At 61.7% G+C, this 15805-nt stretch carries 17 protein-coding genes; 12 read left to right on the forward strand and 5 right to left on the reverse strand.

Features of this window, described 5'->3' with window-relative positions; translation table 11 throughout:
* Window positions 1–35 precede the first annotated feature (35 nt).
* The 3 genes from M1D68_RS05290 (at window position 36) to M1D68_RS05300 (ending at window position 2692) form a co-directional block, all read left to right on the forward strand.
* A complete protein-coding gene (locus M1D68_RS05290; RefSeq protein WP_434562497.1) occupies window positions 36–1313 on the forward strand; it encodes a flavohemoglobin expression-modulating QEGLA motif protein in 1278 nt (425 codons plus the stop codon).
* 147 nt (window positions 1314–1460) lie between these two features.
* Complete coding sequence (locus M1D68_RS05295) at window positions 1461–2366, forward strand: alpha/beta hydrolase (RefSeq protein ID WP_457969539.1); 906 nt, start codon at window positions 1461–1463, stop codon at window positions 2364–2366.
* Complete coding sequence (locus tag M1D68_RS05300) at window positions 2363–2692, forward strand: hypothetical protein (protein WP_420764208.1); 330 nt, start codon at window positions 2363–2365, stop codon at window positions 2690–2692. The genes M1D68_RS05295 and M1D68_RS05300 overlap by 4 nt, the downstream gene beginning before the upstream one ends.
* 186 nt (window positions 2693–2878) lie before the next feature.
* Here the strand turns inward: M1D68_RS05300 and M1D68_RS05305 are convergent, their stop codons facing one another.
* The 3 genes from M1D68_RS05305 to M1D68_RS05315 form a co-directional block, all read right to left on the reverse strand.
* The gene (locus tag M1D68_RS05305; protein WP_457969541.1) at window positions 2879–3670 is read right to left on the reverse strand and encodes an OmpA family protein; all 792 of its coding nucleotides are present in this window, start codon (window positions 3668–3670) and stop codon (window positions 2879–2881) included.
* Between the two features lie 49 nt (window positions 3671–3719).
* Complete coding sequence (locus M1D68_RS05310) at window positions 3720–4133, reverse strand: DUF4398 domain-containing protein (RefSeq protein ID WP_014336761.1); 414 nt, start codon at window positions 4131–4133, stop codon at window positions 3720–3722.
* A gap of 286 nt (window positions 4134–4419) precedes the next feature.
* Window positions 4420–4764: a pilin assembly protein gene (locus tag M1D68_RS05315; protein ID WP_420764210.1), complete on the reverse strand. Its 345-nt coding sequence runs from the start codon at window positions 4762–4764 to the stop codon at window positions 4420–4422.
* Window positions 4765–4940: 176 nt separating this feature from the next.
* Between M1D68_RS05315 and ppc the strand changes: the two genes are divergently transcribed.
* From ppc to M1D68_RS05350, 7 genes are all read left to right on the forward strand, one after another.
* Window positions 4941–7571: a phosphoenolpyruvate carboxylase gene (ppc, locus tag M1D68_RS05320; protein WP_457969544.1), complete on the forward strand. Its 2631-nt coding sequence runs from the start codon at window positions 4941–4943 to the stop codon at window positions 7569–7571.
* Window positions 7572–7860: 289 nt separating this feature from the next.
* Window positions 7861–8508, forward strand: a complete 648-nt coding sequence (gene adk, locus M1D68_RS05325) for an adenylate kinase (protein WP_420764212.1) — start codon at window positions 7861–7863, stop codon at window positions 8506–8508.
* A 94-nt stretch (window positions 8509–8602) separates the two neighbouring features.
* Window positions 8603–9292, forward strand: coding sequence for a tRNA (adenosine(37)-N6)-threonylcarbamoyltransferase complex dimerization subunit type 1 TsaB (tsaB, locus tag M1D68_RS05330; RefSeq protein ID WP_457969546.1), 690 nt, complete (start codon window positions 8603–8605; stop codon window positions 9290–9292).
* 329 nt (window positions 9293–9621) lie between these two features.
* Window positions 9622–9930, forward strand: coding sequence for a hypothetical protein (locus M1D68_RS05335; protein ID WP_420764214.1), 309 nt, complete (start codon window positions 9622–9624; stop codon window positions 9928–9930).
* Window positions 9930–10790: a DUF72 domain-containing protein gene (locus tag M1D68_RS05340; RefSeq protein ID WP_434650088.1), complete on the forward strand. Its 861-nt coding sequence runs from the start codon at window positions 9930–9932 to the stop codon at window positions 10788–10790. Before M1D68_RS05335 ends, M1D68_RS05340 begins: the two co-directional genes overlap by 1 nt.
* A 33-nt stretch (window positions 10791–10823) precedes the next feature.
* On the forward strand, window positions 10824–11645 hold the full coding sequence (locus M1D68_RS05345) for an isocitrate lyase/PEP mutase family protein (RefSeq protein ID WP_457969548.1): 822 nt from the start codon (window positions 10824–10826) through the stop codon (window positions 11643–11645).
* A gap of 16 nt (window positions 11646–11661) precedes the next feature.
* Window positions 11662–12360, forward strand: a complete 699-nt coding sequence (locus tag M1D68_RS05350) for an extensin-like domain-containing protein (RefSeq protein WP_434562511.1) — start codon at window positions 11662–11664, stop codon at window positions 12358–12360.
* Between the two features lie 3 nt (window positions 12361–12363).
* Here the strand turns inward: M1D68_RS05350 and M1D68_RS05355 are convergent, their stop codons facing one another.
* Window positions 12364–12984, reverse strand: coding sequence for an energy transducer TonB (locus M1D68_RS05355; RefSeq protein WP_420764218.1), 621 nt, complete (start codon window positions 12982–12984; stop codon window positions 12364–12366).
* Window positions 12985–13076: 92 nt separating this feature from the next.
* Here M1D68_RS05355 and M1D68_RS05360 point away from each other — a divergent pair, with 92 nt between their 5' ends.
* A complete protein-coding gene (locus tag M1D68_RS05360) occupies window positions 13077–13859 on the forward strand; it encodes a class I SAM-dependent methyltransferase (RefSeq protein ID WP_420764219.1) in 783 nt (260 codons plus the stop codon).
* 111 nt (window positions 13860–13970) lie between these two features.
* Here the strand turns inward: M1D68_RS05360 and M1D68_RS05365 are convergent, their stop codons facing one another.
* Entirely contained in the window at window positions 13971–14606 is a 636-nt protein-coding gene (locus M1D68_RS05365) for a TetR/AcrR family transcriptional regulator (RefSeq protein ID WP_420764220.1), read from the reverse strand.
* A 93-nt stretch (window positions 14607–14699) separates the two neighbouring features.
* Between M1D68_RS05365 and M1D68_RS05370 the strand changes: the two genes are divergently transcribed.
* Window positions 14700–15800, forward strand: a complete 1101-nt coding sequence (locus tag M1D68_RS05370; protein WP_457969551.1) for an efflux RND transporter periplasmic adaptor subunit — start codon at window positions 14700–14702, stop codon at window positions 15798–15800.
* The last annotated feature ends 5 nt before the right edge of the window (window positions 15801–15805 follow it).

Here is a 15805-nt window from a genome sequence, read left to right on the forward strand (position 1 = left end):
GCTACAAGTGGACGTTTTTTTCACAGGAGTTCCGGGTGGACGATTACCAGCAGACGATACGCACCTTGTCCGATCGCATTGTGCTGGCGCAGACGCCGATTCGAATCCTCGACGCGGTGAAGTGGGACGAGAACATCCGCAAAGGGTTTCTCAAGACCAAGGGCAAGGAAATGCCCACCGTGGACCGCGACTATTACCTCAACCGACCGCTGTCGTTCGATTCCAGCAAAGTGAAGCTGGAGTTTCAGAACATCGAGCGCGACATCACCCGCCAACTCGGGCAGTTCAACCCGGTTGGCCAGATCATGCGCCGCATGTGCAAGGAATACCGCATGGTGGTGCGCATGCTCGAAGCGCGCGGCACCGAGGACTTCGGGCTGATTTCCCAGGAGCTGTATGGCGCGGCGTCCGACGCCTTCCACGCCGGTGACCCGACCCTGGCCGACCTGGGGCTGATGCTGTCCGATTACCTGAACAACATCGATGGCCGTGGCGACCTGAAGGACGAGCCCAAGGTCCTCAGCGCCAAGGAAGCCGTGAGCCTGTTGCAGCATCGCCTCAACCGGGTGTTCGGCGAAGCCGAGGAAACCATCCGCGTGTTCGAGTCCGACGGGATCGTGGCCGACGCGGCGGCGGGCGCCGACTACATCAAGATCCGCACCGACGCGATGTTCAACGAGCGCGATGTACGCGCCCTGGAGGTCCATGAAGGGCTGGTGCACGTCGGCACCACCCTCAACGGCCTGAACCAGCCGATCTGCACCTTCCTGTCCAAGGGCCCGCCCTCGTCGACAGTGACCCAGGAAGGCCTGGCGATCCTGATGGAGATCATCACCTTCGCGTCTTACCCGAGTCGCTTGCGCAAACTCACCAACCGCACTCGTGCCATTCATATGGTGGAAGAGGGCGCCGATTTCCTGCAGGTCTACGAGTTCTTCCGTGAACAGGGCTTTGAAATGGCCGAAAGCTACGGCAACGCCAGTCGGGTTTTCCGTGGTTCGGTGCCGACCGGTCTGCCATTTACCAAAGACTTGTCCTACCTCAAGGGCTTCATCATGGTTTACAACTATATTCAGCTGGCCGTGCGCAAAGGCAAGCTGGAGCAGGTTCCGTTGCTGTTCTGCGGCAAGACCACCCTGGAGGACATGCGCACGTTGCGCCAGTTGGTGGATGAAGGCCTGGTCGTACCGCCCAAGTACCTGCCCGACCAATTTCGCGACATGAACGCGCTGTCGGCCTGGATGTGCTTCTCCAACTTCTTGAACCACCTGAGCCTGGACCGGATCGAAGCGGATTATTCCAATATCCTTTAACCACACCAACAATCCCTGTGGGAGCGAGCTTGCTCGCGATAGCGACAGGACAGTCAATACAGCTGTGACTGACATACCTCTATCGCGAGCAAGCTCGCTCCCACAGGGGACCGTGTTTCAACCTGAGTTTTAGCGAGGCTTCACCGGATGCGAACCCTCGGCATCATGTGCCTGCTGTTGACCCTGACCGGTTGCAGCTCCCTGTTGTTCTACCCCGAACGCGGGCTGCCGTTTACCCCCAAGCGGGCCAACCTTGAATACCGCGATGTCACCCTGACCACCGCCGATGGGCTGAAGCTGCGGGGTTGGTGGCTGCCGGTGAAGCCGGGTGTAAAGGTCAAGGGCACGGTGCTGCATCTTCACGGCAATGGTGGCAACCTGGCCTGGCACCTTGGCGGGAGCTGGTGGTTGCCGGAGCAGGGCTATCAGGTGTTGATGGTCGATTACCGTGGCTATGGCGTTTCCGAAGGCGAGCCGAGCCTGCCGGCGATCTACCAGGACCTCGACGCCGCGTTCAATTGGCTCGACCAGGCGCCGGAAGTGCGGGGCAAGCCGTTGGTGCTGCTCGGCCAGAGTCTCGGTGGCGCGCTGGCGGTGCATTACCTGGTCGAGCACCCGCAGCGCCAGCAGCAGCTCAAGGCCTTGGTGCTCGACGGCGTGCCCGCCAGTTATCGTGATGTAGGGCGTTTCGCTCTTGGCACCTCATGGCTGACCTGGCCACTCCAGGTGCCGCTGTCGTGGCTGGTGCCGGACGGCGACAGCGCCATCGGCTCGATTGCGCAATTGAACGGCGTACCGAAACTGATCTACCACAGCCTCGACGATCCGATCGTGCCCCTTTCCAACGGCATCCGCTTGTATCAAGCTGCGCCGCCGCCACGGGTGCTGCAACTGACCCGTGGCGGGCATGTGCAGACCTTCGCCGACCCAACCTGGCGAACCGTGATGCTGCGCTACCTCGACGACCCCCGGCACTTTGACGGCCTGCGCCGCCTGGGCGAAATTCCGAATTACCCGAAATCACCCGTTGAATCACCTGAGAATCCGCAATGAGCGAAGAACGTAACGCCATCCCCCTGATAATCACAGGAATCTGCAGCATCCTCGGCACCGTCGCGGCGCTCTGGTACTACGGCTACCTGCATTTCGCCAAGCCCGAGGATGCGTTGCTGCTCAACGAGTTCACCATGCTCAAGACCGTTCCGGGGGAGGACTACAAGGTTTCCCTGGAGCCGGCGCCGCAAGTGGCCCAGTGCATCGATGGCGTGCTGGTGTTGTTCGACACCGAACAGAAAGGCCTGACCGGTGTGCTGATCAACGAGAAGAAGCGCGCGGTGCGCTGCATGGGGCAGGAGACCCCACAAAAACTTCAGCCTTAAGCGAGACCCCTGTGGGAGCGAGCTTGCTCGCGATAGCGGTGGTTCAGCAGCATTGATAGTGCCTGACACTCCCCTATCGCGAGCAAGCTCGCTCCCACAAGGATCGTGTGCAGCCAAATAAATTTGATCATAAAAAAGCCCCGCCTGATTGAAGTCAGGCGGGGCTTTTGAGTTGCAGTCAACCGATCAGTTGGCGCTCATGGTCGAACGCGGGGCGACGGGCTGGTTGTCGTTGGAGATGGTGACCTCCACGCGACGGTTCATGGCGCGGCCCGAGACGCTGGTGTTGTCGGCGACCGGGAATTCCTTGCCGTAGCCCTGTGTCACGATGCGGGCCGGGTCGACGCCCATTTTCACCAGGGCGGTGCGCACGGAGCTGGCGCGGCGTTCGGACAGCGATTGGTTGTAGGAGTCCGAACCGGTGCTGTCGGTGTAGCCTTCGATGATCACCTTGCGATCCGGGTTTTCCTGGAGGAACTGCGCCAGTTTGCTCACGTTAGTCATGCCGCTGGTACGCAAGTCCGACTTGTTGGTGGCAAACAGCACGTCGCCGAAGGTCACCAGCGTACCGCGCTCGGTCTGCTTGGCGTTGAGGCTGTCCTTCAACTGCTTGATCTGCGCGTTGCGGGCTTCCAGCAGTGCGCGGGCGCGTTCGTCACCGGCGTTTTTCAGCTCGGCTTCGGCGTTGCGCAGGGCAATGGTCTGCTTGGCCACTTCGACACGCTGGTTGGTCAGGTAGGCCAGTTGGTCGACCTTGGCTTCGTCCTCGTTATCCATGTAGGCCTTGTCGGCCTTGGCGAGAAAATCGGCAGCGTCCTTGGTTTCCAGGGCCGCGACCTTGGTGGCCGCCGGGTCGGCCTGCAAGCCGTTGTAGTTGGTGCGCGCCTGTTCCAGGTTCGCGTTCGGATCGTGGGAGCAAGCGGCCAGGGCTACGCAGGCGGCAAGCAGGGCGGGCATCATGAAATGTTTGTGCGTCATAGTCTGTCGTCCTTTTATCAATGAGAAGTGCGTCGTGGCTCGAACCGGGTCACTGGACCTTGTTCATGCCTTCCTGACGCAGTTCCTGAACCCCTTTCTGGGAATCCTTGAGGGCCTGTTCGGCCTTGGCGGCCTGGGCCTTGCGCTCGGCGACGCGGGCATCCCATTCGGCCTGTTCGGCCAGACGCTTGGCCTCTTCGTAATTCTCGTCGTGCATGGCGATCTCGGCCTGCTTGAGCTTGTCCTGGGCCGATTTCATTTCCACGGCGGCAAACTCGGTGCCGCCAGCGCTGACGGCGCTGTTGACCGCAGATTGCGTGACCGCGTATTGCTCCGAAGGTGGGTTGCCGGCACAACCGGCCAGAATGAAGCTGCTACCGATAGCCAGGGCAGCCAACTTCAGGCCGCGCAGGCCAGTGGATGAGGGTTTGGCAGTGCAGGTATTCATAGGCTTCAACTCCATTGGAAAACTCCTGAAAAAAACACCATTCCATGCTGGGACCGAAGCCGTGACGTCTGTTTTGGCGCTGGCGCCAGGGCGCGTTTTTTTAAACGGCCGTTCCAGTATGGTTATTCGGTGTGACCCGAGGCGTTTTTCAAAAGTTCAGGCAAGGATGGCCATTCGCCAAAAGAAATACTGACTGATTGGTCAAGCGCCAAAAAGCTGAACTTTCAAGGCGGGCAGCGGTATTCCAACGCGACTGGGACAGGCTCCGCGCTGGAATTTCGCACGCTGGAAAGGGCGGCAATCAGTGTTTGGATTTGTCGCTGTGGGAGGAAAGTTCGCGCAGATGACGGCGTGACAGCGCGAGAAAACGTGGCGTCGGGCCCACGTCTTCATACAGCGGATCACCTTCCTCATCGGTCGATACGACTTGCGATCCCTTGACGTAGGGGAAGCTGGCTTCCAGCTCTTCCAACGCGGCGCCGATCAGCTCCCCGAGCAGTTCTTCGGGCTGACGTTTGGGGTACATGTCGCAGATGGCCGCCAGGCGCGCAGCGGCCTCTACATCGAGATGAATCGTGTAGCCGGTCTGGGTCAGGCGACCCTTGGCATTTTCTTCCCAATGCTGGGCAAGCTCACGGATTTTCATGATGACCTCAATAGCCCTGCTTATGGCAGGCGCGACAGTGACAAGCCGTTGTGTGGCTTATCTTGAGACTAGCTTTGTCCGACAAGGTTTAATGTCCCTTCGTCGCTTGTCATAAACGATCAGCATCGGCACTCTCTCCTACAAAGCTGTCCGGACCTTTTGCTGGAGAACTGCTGATGACCGATATCGATGCCCGCCTGCGCGAGGATGTCCACCTGCTCGGCGAGTTGCTGGGCAACACCATTCGCGACCAGTACGGGGACACCTTTCTCGACAAGATCGAGCAGATCCGCAAAGGCGCCAAGGCGGACCGACGTGGTTCCATGGACGCCGAACTGAGCGCCAGCCTCAATCAGTTGAGCGAGGAGGAATTGCTGCCGGTCGCGCGAGCGTTCAACCAGTTCTTGAACCTGGCCAACATCGCTGAGCAATACCAATTGATTCATCGGCGCGAAGAATCCAAGCCTGCGCCGTTTGAAGCGCGAGTGTTGCCCGAGTTGCTGGCACGCTTGCGCGCCGAAGGCCACAGCGCCGAATCGCTGGCCCGGCAGTTGGGCCGGCTCGATATCGAGTTGGTCCTCACCGCCCACCCCACGGAAGTCGCCCGGCGTACGCTGATCCAGAAATACGACGCCATCGCCGCGCAACTGGCGGCCCAGGATCACCGTGACCTCACCAGTGCCGAGCGCGCGCAGATCCATGAGCGCTTGCAAAGATTGATCGCCGAAGCCTGGCACACCGAAGAAATCCGCCGCACCCGGCCCACGCCCGTGGACGAGGCCAAGTGGGGCTTTGCGGTGATCGAGCATTCGCTGTGGCAGGCCATCCCCAATTACCTGCGCAAGGCCGACCAGGCCCTGCACGCCGCCACCGGGCTGCGCTTGCCGCTGGAAGCCGCGCCGATCCGCTTTGCCTCCTGGATGGGCGGCGACCGGGATGGCAACCCGAACGTCACCGCCGCGGTCACACGCGAAGTGCTGTTGCTGGCGCGTTGGATGGCGGCGGACCTTTATCTGCGCGATGTCGATCACCTGGCGGCCGACCTCTCCATGCAAAAGGCCAGCGAGGCCTTGCGCGCCCAGGCCGGTGACAGCGCCGAACCCTATCGCGCGGTACTCAAGCAATTGCGTGAACGCCTGCGGGCCACCCGCAACTGGGCCCAGGCCTCCTTGAAAGCCACTACGCCGGCCTCTTCCGAAGTGTTGCAGGACAACCGCGAACTGCTCGATCCGCTGGAGTTGTGCTATCAGTCCCTGCACGAGTGCGGCATGGGGGTGATTGCCGACGGGCCGCTGCTCGATTGCCTGCGCCGCGCGGTGACCTTCGGGCTGTTCCTCGTGCGCCTCGATGTGCGCCAGGATTCGACGCGCCACACGATGGCCATGACCGAGATCACCGATTACCTCGGGCTTGGACGCTATGAAGACTGGGACGAAGAGCAGCGCATCCGTTTTCTGCTGGATGAGCTGAATAACCGACGTCCGTTGTTGCCGCCGCATTTCAAACCGTCCGCCGACACTGGTGAGGTCCTGGCGACCTGTCGGGAAGTCGCGGCGGCGCCGGCGGCGTCCCTGGGTTCCTACGTGATCTCCATGGCCGGTGCCGCTTCCGATGTGCTGGCAGTGCAATTGCTGCTCAAGGAAGCCGGCGTGTTGCGGCCGATGCGGGTGGTGCCGCTGTTCGAAACCCTCGCCGACCTGGACAACGCTGGGCTGGTCATGGAGCGCCTGCTGGCGTTGCCGGGTTATCGCTCGCGCCTGCAAGGACCCCAGGAGGTGATGATCGGCTATTCCGATTCAGCCAAGGACGCCGGGACCACGGCGGCGGCCTGGGCACAGTATCGAGCGCAGGAGCGACTCGTGGACATCTGCCGCGAGCAGCAAGTCGAACTGCTGTTGTTTCATGGTCGCGGGGGTACGGTAGGCCGTGGCGGTGGCCCGGCGCACGCGGCGATCCTGTCGCAGCCGCCAGGTTCGGTGGCGGGGCGGTTCCGCACCACTGAGCAAGGCGAAATGATTCGTTTCAAATTCGGCCTGCCGGACATCGCCGAACAGAACCTCAACCTTTATCTCGCCGCGGTGCTGGAAGCGACCCTGCTGCCACCGCCGCCGCCCACGCCAGAATGGCGCCATTTGATGGACGAATTGGCCGCTGACGGTGTCAGTGCCTACCGCGCGGTGGTGCGGGAAAATCCACAATTCGTCGAGTATTTTCGCCAGTCCACGCCGGAGCAGGAGTTGGGTCGTCTGCCCTTGGGCAGCCGTCCGGCCAAGCGTCGCGCCGGGGGGATCGAGAGCTTGCGGGCGATTCCGTGGATCTTCGGCTGGACCCAGACCCGCCTGATGCTGCCAGCCTGGCTCGGTTGGGAAACCGCCCTGGGCAAGGCGCTGGAGCGCGGCGAGGGTGAATTGCTGGGGCAGATGCGCGAACAGTGGCCGTTCTTCCGCACCCGCATCGACATGCTGGAGATGGTGCTGGCCAAGGCCGACGCCGATATTGCCCAGTCTTACGATGAGCGTCTGGTGGAACCGGCATTGCTGCCGTTGGGCGAGCATTTACGCGACCTATTGTCGCAGGCCTGCTCGGTGGTCCTGGGGTTGACCGGCCAGTCGCAGCTACTGGCACATAGCCCAGATACCTTGGAATTCATTCGCCTGCGCAACACTTACCTCGACCCCTTGCACCTGTTGCAAGCCGAACTGCTGGCACGGTCGCGGCAGCAGGACGTTGCCCAAGGCAGCCCCGTGGAACAGGCATTGCTGGTGTCTGTAGCCGGGATCGCCGCCGGTTTGCGCAACACCGGCTGACGTCGGGTCGTTACCCGCGACAACTCGCCCGGCTCGTCCGGGCGTAGCCGTTTATGGAGAACGACAGGTCGGCCAGGCGACAGTTTGTTGTCAGGTTGCGACTCTCGCCACCTCGTACGAAGGTCGCGTTCGACGCGGGTTCCTCCGACTTTCGGCGGCTTGTGTGGGTCGGGCCTGCTGTGTATCTTGATCAGCCTTTGGCCGTTTGGGCGGCCACGATCCTGTTTTCCGAGATTGGCCCCACGAGGCGAATCCGAGCGTTTACATAAAAAAATTGAGGAGCACATCGATGCGCGTCATTCTGCTGGGAGCTCCCGGGGCCGGTAAAGGTACTCAGGCAAAGTTCATCACCGAAAAATTCGGTATCCCGCAAATCTCCACCGGCGACATGCTGCGTGCGGCGGTCAAGGCCGGCACCGAGCTGGGCATCAAGGCCAAGAGCATCATGGATGCCGGCGGCCTGGTGTCGGATGACCTGATCATCGCCCTGGTCAAGGATCGTATCGCTCAACCTGACTGCGCCAATGGCTTCCTGTTCGATGGTTTCCCGCGCACCATTCCACAGGCTGAAGCCCTGGTGAGCGCCGGCGTAGAGCTGGATGCAGTCGTTGAAATCGCCGTCGAGGACGAAGAAATCGTCCAGCGCATCGCCGGTCGACGTGTTCATGAGCCGTCCGGCCGTGTCTATCACACCGTTTACAATCCTCCAAAAGCCGAAGGCAAGGACGATGTGACGGGTGAAGAACTGGTGCAGCGCAAGGACGATACCGAAGAAACCGTGCGTCATCGCTTATCGGTCTACCACTCCCAGACCAAGCCGCTGGTGGATTTCTACCAGAAGCTGTCGGCTGCCAACGGCAAGCCGAAATACAGCCATATCGAAGGCGTCGGTTCGGTTGAGGCCATCACTGCCAAAGTGCTTGCGGCCTTGAGCTGAAAAGTCTGATCGGCAGCAACAACTACGGCCCGCTTGCGGGCCGTAGTTGTTTATACTGGCGCACTTTTTCCCCACCTGATTTACGGACACATCAATGAGCACCTTGCTGGCCCTGGACACCGCGACTGAAGCTTGCTCCGTTGCCTTGCTGCACAACGGCAAGGTCACGAGCCATTACGAGGTGATCCCGCGTTTGCATGCGCAAAAATTGCTGCCGATGATCCAGCAGTTGCTCAGCGATGCCGGCACCAACTTGCAAGCGGTGGATGCAATCGCCTTCGGTCGCGGGCCCGGGGCTTTCACCGGTGTGCGCATCGCCATCGGCGTGGTGCAGGGCTTGGCCTTTGCCCTGGAGCGCCCGGTGCTGCCGGTGTCGAACCTGGCGGTGCTGGCCCAGCGCGCCCTGCGCGAACACGGTGCGCGCCAGGTCGCCGCGGCGATCGATGCGCGCATGGACGAGGTGTATTGGGGCTGCTATCGCGAAGCCAACGGCGAGATGCGCCTGGCGGGGCCTGAAGCGGTAATGCCACCCGAGGCGGCGGCGCTGCCGGCTGAGGCGAGCGGTGATTGGTTCGGCGCCGGTACGGGCTGGGGTTATGCCGAGCGGATCGGTGTCAGCCTTGTTGGCCAGGACGCCTCGATGTTGCCCCATGCCGAAGACTTGCTTGCGCTGGCACGCTTCGCCTGGGAACGCGGCGAGGCCATTGTGGCCGATGATGCCCAGCCGGTTTACCTGCGGGACAAGGTAGCAACGCCAAAATCCGAGCGACAATCCCAGGCTTGACCACACTCCAAGCGGGCACAGTTGTGGCGAGGGGATTTATCCCCGCTGGGCGCGTAGCGCCCCCGACATTGTTGCGCCAGATGCGGATCTGGCGAGGGCTGCGCAGTCGAGCGGGGATAAATTCCCCGCCACACAGGCACTTTTAATCCCAGAGTTTTCTGGCTGAAAGTCGTTTCCCCATCCATAAGTCACACCCAACCTTGCCAGTCGTCACTTTTCCGGCCCGTTTTTAAACCTTTTTAGCTTTCTGTGTTCTAGTTATCACTTGCGCGTTTGCGCGGCTACGAATGTGCCGCTAAATTGCCATCATTGATACCGAGCATTCTGTCATGCGTATAGACGGCGTTTCATCCCAGTCCTACCCGATCAAGCGTCGGCCTCGTGCGGGTAAATCCGCTGAGCCCGAAAACTTCGATGATATCGATGGCGACCTGGAATTTCCGTCCGAAGAGCAACTGGCCGCACGTGCCGCCAAAGCCTCTGCGCAGCGCCTGAGCAATCTCCCCGCCCGTCAGCAGGACATGCTGTATCACCGCGCCATGAGCCGCAGTGTCGCCACGGCCCTTGCCAGTTATTTGAGCACTGCCGGTTTTGTCGACTGGGATATGGAAGTGCTAGGGCTCGACCTCTACATCTGATGCGGTTGCCTTATTACCTGGGCTGCCCATCCTGGAGCGAAAACGCCTGGCGCGATTATCTTTATCCCCAAGACGCAAAAAGCTCCGACTTCCTGAACCTCTATAGCCAGGTTTTCAATGCCGTGGAAGGCAACACGACCTTCTATGCGAGCCCGTCTGCGGCCACTGTCCAGCGCTGGGCGGAAATCATGCCCGAGCATTTTCGTTTCACGGCCAAGATCCCGGGCGACATCAGCCATGGCGGCGACTTGCGTGAACACCTGACCGCCACTGAAACCTTCGTTCAACTGCTCAGCCCGCTGGGCGAGCGCGTCTCGCCGTTTTGGCTGCAGCTGTCCAAGGCCTTCACGCCCAATCGGATGCAGGAGCTGGCGGCGTTTATCGACGCGTTCCCGAGCCCGTTGGCGGTCGAGGTCCGTCACGACGAGTTTTTTGCCAAGGGCGATGCCGAGCGCCGGCTCAATCGCCTGTTGCTCGATCGCGGCGTGGAACGCATCTGTCTCGATCCACGGGGCTTGTTCAGCTGCGCCTCGACCGATCCCTCAGTGATCCATGCGCAATACAAGAAGCCTCGGGTGCCTACGCGGCCAGCGGCTTTCACTCAATGCCCGCAGGTGCGCTTCGTCGGCCATCCAGTGGTGGAAGCCAACGAGCCGTTCCTGACGCCCTGGGTGGAGAAAATCGCCGAGTGGATCGAAGAAGGGCGCACCCCGTACATGTTCCTGCACACCGCCGACAACCTTCTGGCGGCAAAGCTCGCGATGCGTTTTCACAGCCGCTTGATGAACCGTTTGCCTGGCTTGCCGGCCCTGCCTGAGCTATATAGAGAACCCGCCGCCGAGCAACTGGGTTTGCTCTAAGGCAAACCCTCCCATTGCTCAGGAGCGACTCTGATGGATGCACAAACCCGGCGAGCCCAGGCGTTCAAGGCCCTGCATGAACGCGAAGGGGCCTTTGTAATTCCCAATCCGTGGGATGCCGGATCGGCGAAGATGCTCGCCAGCCTTGGCTTCGAAGCCTTGGCGACCACCAGTGCCGGCCACGCTTTTTCCCTGGCGCGGCCCGATGGTGCTCTGGGCCTGGATGACACCCTGGCCAACGTGCGAGCGATTGTGGCGGCCACGGATCTGCCAGTTGCGGTCGACCTGGAAAACGGCTTTGCCGATGCGCCCGACCCATGCGCGGCCAGCCTGCTGCGTGCGGCAGAGGCCGGGGCGGTGGGGGGCTCCATCGAGGACGCCACCGGGCGCGAAGACAGCCCGATCTATCGTTTCGATCAAGCAGTGGCGCGGGTCAAGGCCGCGGCCGAGGCGGTGCGCAGCCTGCCGTTCCCGTTCATGCTCACCGCCCGCGCGGAAAATTTCCTGCACAACAAACCCGACCTGGACGACACGATCCGACGCCTCAAGGCGTTCGCCGACGCAGGCGCCGACGTGTTGTACGCGCCAGGATTGAGCAGCGCCGAACAGGTCCTCGCGGTGGTACAAGCGGTGGCGCCCAAACCGGTCAATGTGCTGATGTCCGGCGCCCTGGACCTTACCGTGGCGCAGTTGAGCGAACTGGGCGTCAAGCGCATCAGTGTCGGCTCGGCGTTGGCGCTGGCGGCCTATGGCGAGTTCTTCCGCGCCGCGCAGGAAATCCAGCAGCAAGGCACGTTCACCTTCACCCGTCGCTCGATGCCATTCAAGCAGGCCAATCAATTATTCAAGGGCTGATGCCCGGGGCGTTGTCGTGCGGTTTTTCAAAGGTTTGATGGTGGTGCTGCTGATCGTCGGCGCCGCAGTGCTTGGCGTATGGCGCGGCTGGTTGTCGGTGCCGCCGCAATGGAATCCCTGGGCGCCGCTGGACGTCAGCGCCCCGCCGAACATGCTGACCCGCTACAAGCTGATGGCCCTGCGCAACGACCCACAACTGTGCGACCAGGCGCTCGCTACGTCAGGGCTTCGGACCTCTCGCCAGGCGGACAGCGGCGCCAACACCACCTGTCCGTTGACCAATGTGTTGCGAGTGCAGGGCGGCGAGGTGGCGCTGAGCAGCAGCTTCCTGGCCAGTTGCCCGCTGGCCGTGGCTTTTGCGTTGTTCGAGCGCCATGCGCTGCAGCCGGCGGCAACGGCGGCCTATGGGCAGAAAGTCACGCGTGTCGATCATCTGGGCAGCTTTGCCTGTCGCAACATGTACGGCCGTGAGAGCGGGGCGCGCAGCCAGCACGCCACCGCCAGCGCGCTCGATATTGCCGGGTTTCGCCTGGCCAATGGGAAGGCGATCAGCGTGCTCAGGGACTGGCCGAAAGACAACACCGATGCGCAGTTCCTGCGGCAGGTGCGAGATGGCGCCTGTGAGATGTTCAGTGTGGTGTTGAGTCCGGACTACAACGCGGCGCACCGCAACCACTTCCATCTGGATGTAGGGCCGTGGTGGATCTGTCGGTAAGAATCAGGCGGCGATACGAAGGTTCTGCAGAACGATCGGACGTGCCCAACGGGTATCGAAATCGAGTTGCTTCTGCTGCGCCACCAATTCCTCTTCCGGGAACGGAGGGAACGGTTTATCCAGCAAGTCGAGTTCGAACTCGGCGATCGGCAGGTGCAATGGACGCGGGTGCGGCGCCGGGCCCGGTTCCGACTGTGGCTGGCCGGCTGTGAGGACGATCGGGCGAACCCAGTTGCTCTCGAAGGTTTGCTGCTTTTGCTGGGCAACGATTTCTTCGGGCGGGAACGGTGGGAACGGTTTGTCCAGCAAATCCAGTTCGAACTCGGCAATCGGCAGGAACAACGGCTCTGGCGGCTTGACCTGGGTTTCCTTCACGTCGCAGGTGCGCTGGCTGACGATGTGCTCCAGCAGCTCGGCGCCAAGGGTCGGTTCAACCGCTTCATCGAGGGCGACGGGCTGGTAGCTGCCAGGCGCCGGTGCGTTTTCACCCAGTTGATCGGCCAGGGCCCGGGCAAAAAAATCCTGCCACAGGTGACTGACGCCGCTCAGCGCTTGGGTGTTACGCAGGCTGTAATCGCCGTAAGGGGAGATAACGCCTATCGATGTGGATTGAATGTCTGACATTTTTCTCGGTCGACGCTCAGCTCTGGCAAAATGCCGTTCACCGTTGTTATCGGCTGGTTTTGCCGATCCTTAATTTTTTCGAGCGTGTTTTCATGATTGAGCAACCCGCGGCCTGCCGCATCCATGTCGAGGCCTTGATTCCGGCGTTCCAGCCCCAGGCCGAACAATGGGCAGAGCGGCTTGGCCTGCCTTTGCAAGTGGACGATGGCGAGTTTGCCTTGCAGGTCGGCGAGCAGGGATTGCAATTGCAGCAATTGGGTCCGGACGCGCCGGGACCGGTGCGGGTGGATTTCGTCGAGGGTGGCGCGGCCCATCGGCGCTTGTACGGCGGTGGCAGCGGTCAGATGATCGCCAAGGCGGTCGGTGTCGCCCAAGGTGTGCGTCCGCGGGTACTCGACGCCACGGCCGGGTTGGGCAAGGACGCGTTTGTGCTGGCGAGCCTGGGCTGCGAAATGAGCCTGATCGAGCGCCAGCCGCTGATCGGTGCACTGCTGGAAGATGGCCTGGCCCGTGGCGCGGAAGATTTCGACGTGGCGCCGATCGTGGCGCGCATGCGTTTGCTCAAGGGCAACTCCATCGAGGTGATGCGCCATTGGGAAGGCGAGCCGCCCCAGGTGATCTACCTGGACCCGATGTTTCCCCATCGAGAGAAAACCGCCCTGGTGAAAAAGGAAATGCGCCTGTTCCGACCTTTGGTGGGCGATGACAATGACGCACCGGCGCTGCTGGCCGCGGCGCTGGCGCTGGCGACCCACCGGGTGGTGGTCAAGCGCCCGCGCAAGGCGCCTTGCATCGAAGGGCCGAAGCCGAGCCATGGGCTCGAGGGCAAGTCCAGTCGGTACGATATCTATCCCAAGAAGGCGCTCAAGGCTTGAAACCGAGGCGCCCCCGTTCGCGAGCAGGCTCGCTCCCACACGGAACACCACGATCCCTTGTGGGAGCGAGCCTGCTCGCGAATGAAGCCCCCAGGTGATGGCGCTTGGGAACTAAGGCCGATAGGCCCGCATGAACAACCCCACCACTTCCTGCACATGAGCCTCGGCCGCCTCGGCGTCTTGCGGTCCGTCGCAGCCGTACAGCAACCTGAAGTTGGCCGCCCCCTTGATCAGGCAGAAAAAATGCTCGGCGGCATTTCGCGGTTTGTCGATGCTCAAGGCGCCGCTCTGGTTGACCTTGCTCAATAACCGCTCCATGCCGCAGAGCATGCGTTGCGGGCCGGCCTCGTAGAAAATCGTCGAGAGCTTCGGATCCTGACTACCCAGGGCGACCATCAGCCGATGCAGATTCACCGACTCGTCGCTGTTGATCAGTTGATTGAAGCCTCGGGCGATGTTCAACAACACGTGTTCGATCGGGACGCCTTCGACCCATTCGAAGAACAGCGGCGGCACTTGCTCCTCGCACTTGGCGATCACCGCGGCGGAAAACAGCGTTTCCTTATCGTTGAAGTGGCTGTAGACCGTCAGCTTCGATACGCCGGCCTCGGTCGCCACCGCATCCATGCTGGTACTGGCGTAACCCAGGCTCAGGAAGAGATTTTTGGCCGCATCGAGAATGGCCTGGCGTTTGGCCAGATCCTTCGGACGACCAGGGCCGCTGGGAGGGGGAGGATTGTTCGACATTCTTCGCTTTAATACTGGACTGGTGAGTTTGCTATTAATAACATACCCGCCAGTATAATTATTCCAAGCATCATTAGCGAAAGGTCATCCACCATGTTCCGCTATGTCCTGCCCCTCGCCGTGCCAGTCAGCCTGGCTTTTTTATTGTCTGCGTGTGGCCACGAGGAGCCGGTGGCCGTCACCGTCCGCCCGGCCATGGTGGTCAAGCCCGAGCCCTCGGCCCAGGCGATGGACAGTTATCCTGGCGAAGTGCGGGCGCGATTCGAGCCGGACCTGGCCTTTCGCATCGGTGGCAAAGTCAGCCGACGGCTGGTGGAGGAGGGGCAGCGGGTCAAGGCCAATCAACCCTTGGCTGAACTCGATCCCGAAGACGTGCGTCTGCAACTCGAGGCGAGCCGGGCCCAGGTCGCTGCCGCCGAGGCCAACCTGAGCCTGGTGCGTGCCGAGCGTGACCGCTACAAGACCTTGATGGAGCGGCAGATGGTCAGCCGCTCCCAATACGACAACGCCGAAAATCTCTTTCGCTCCGGGGCCGCGCGAGTCAAGCAGATCAAGGCTGAATTCGACGTTGCCAGCAACCAGGCCAGCTATTCGATTTTGCGTGCGCCCCAGGATGGCGTGGTGGCCCGGCGTTCGGTGGAAGTGGGTCAGGTCGTGTCGGCCGGTCAAACCGTCTTCACCCTGGCCACCGACGGTGAACGCGAGGTGCTGATCAGCCTGCCGGAGCAGAGTTTCGGTCGGTTCAAGATTGGCCAGCCGGTTTCGGTCGAGCTGTGGAGCCAACCTGACCAGCGCTTTAGCGGACGTATCCGCGAACTCTCGCCGGCCGCCGATCCCAGATCCCGCACCTTCGCCGCTCGTGTCGCCTTCACCGCCGGCAGCGTCCCGGCGGAACTGGGCCAGAGCGCCCGGGTGTTTATCCAGAATGCCGAAAAGGTCCCCCTGTCAGTGCCGCTGTCGGCCCTCACCGCCGAGAACGGCGCGACTTATGTTTGGGTGGTCAACCCCGACAACACCCTCAAGAAAGTCCCGGTGCGTGTCGGTGCCTTTGGCGAAAACTACGTGCCGGTGCTTGAAGGTCTGGGTGCCAATGACTGGGTGGTGGCCGCTGGCGTGCATGTGCTCCTGGACGGCCAGCAGGTGCGGCCGGTGGATCGCTCCAACCGCGTAGTCAACCTGGCGGCCAAGGAGTAACCCCC

Source organism: Pseudomonas sp. R4-84, from assembly GCF_054130985.1.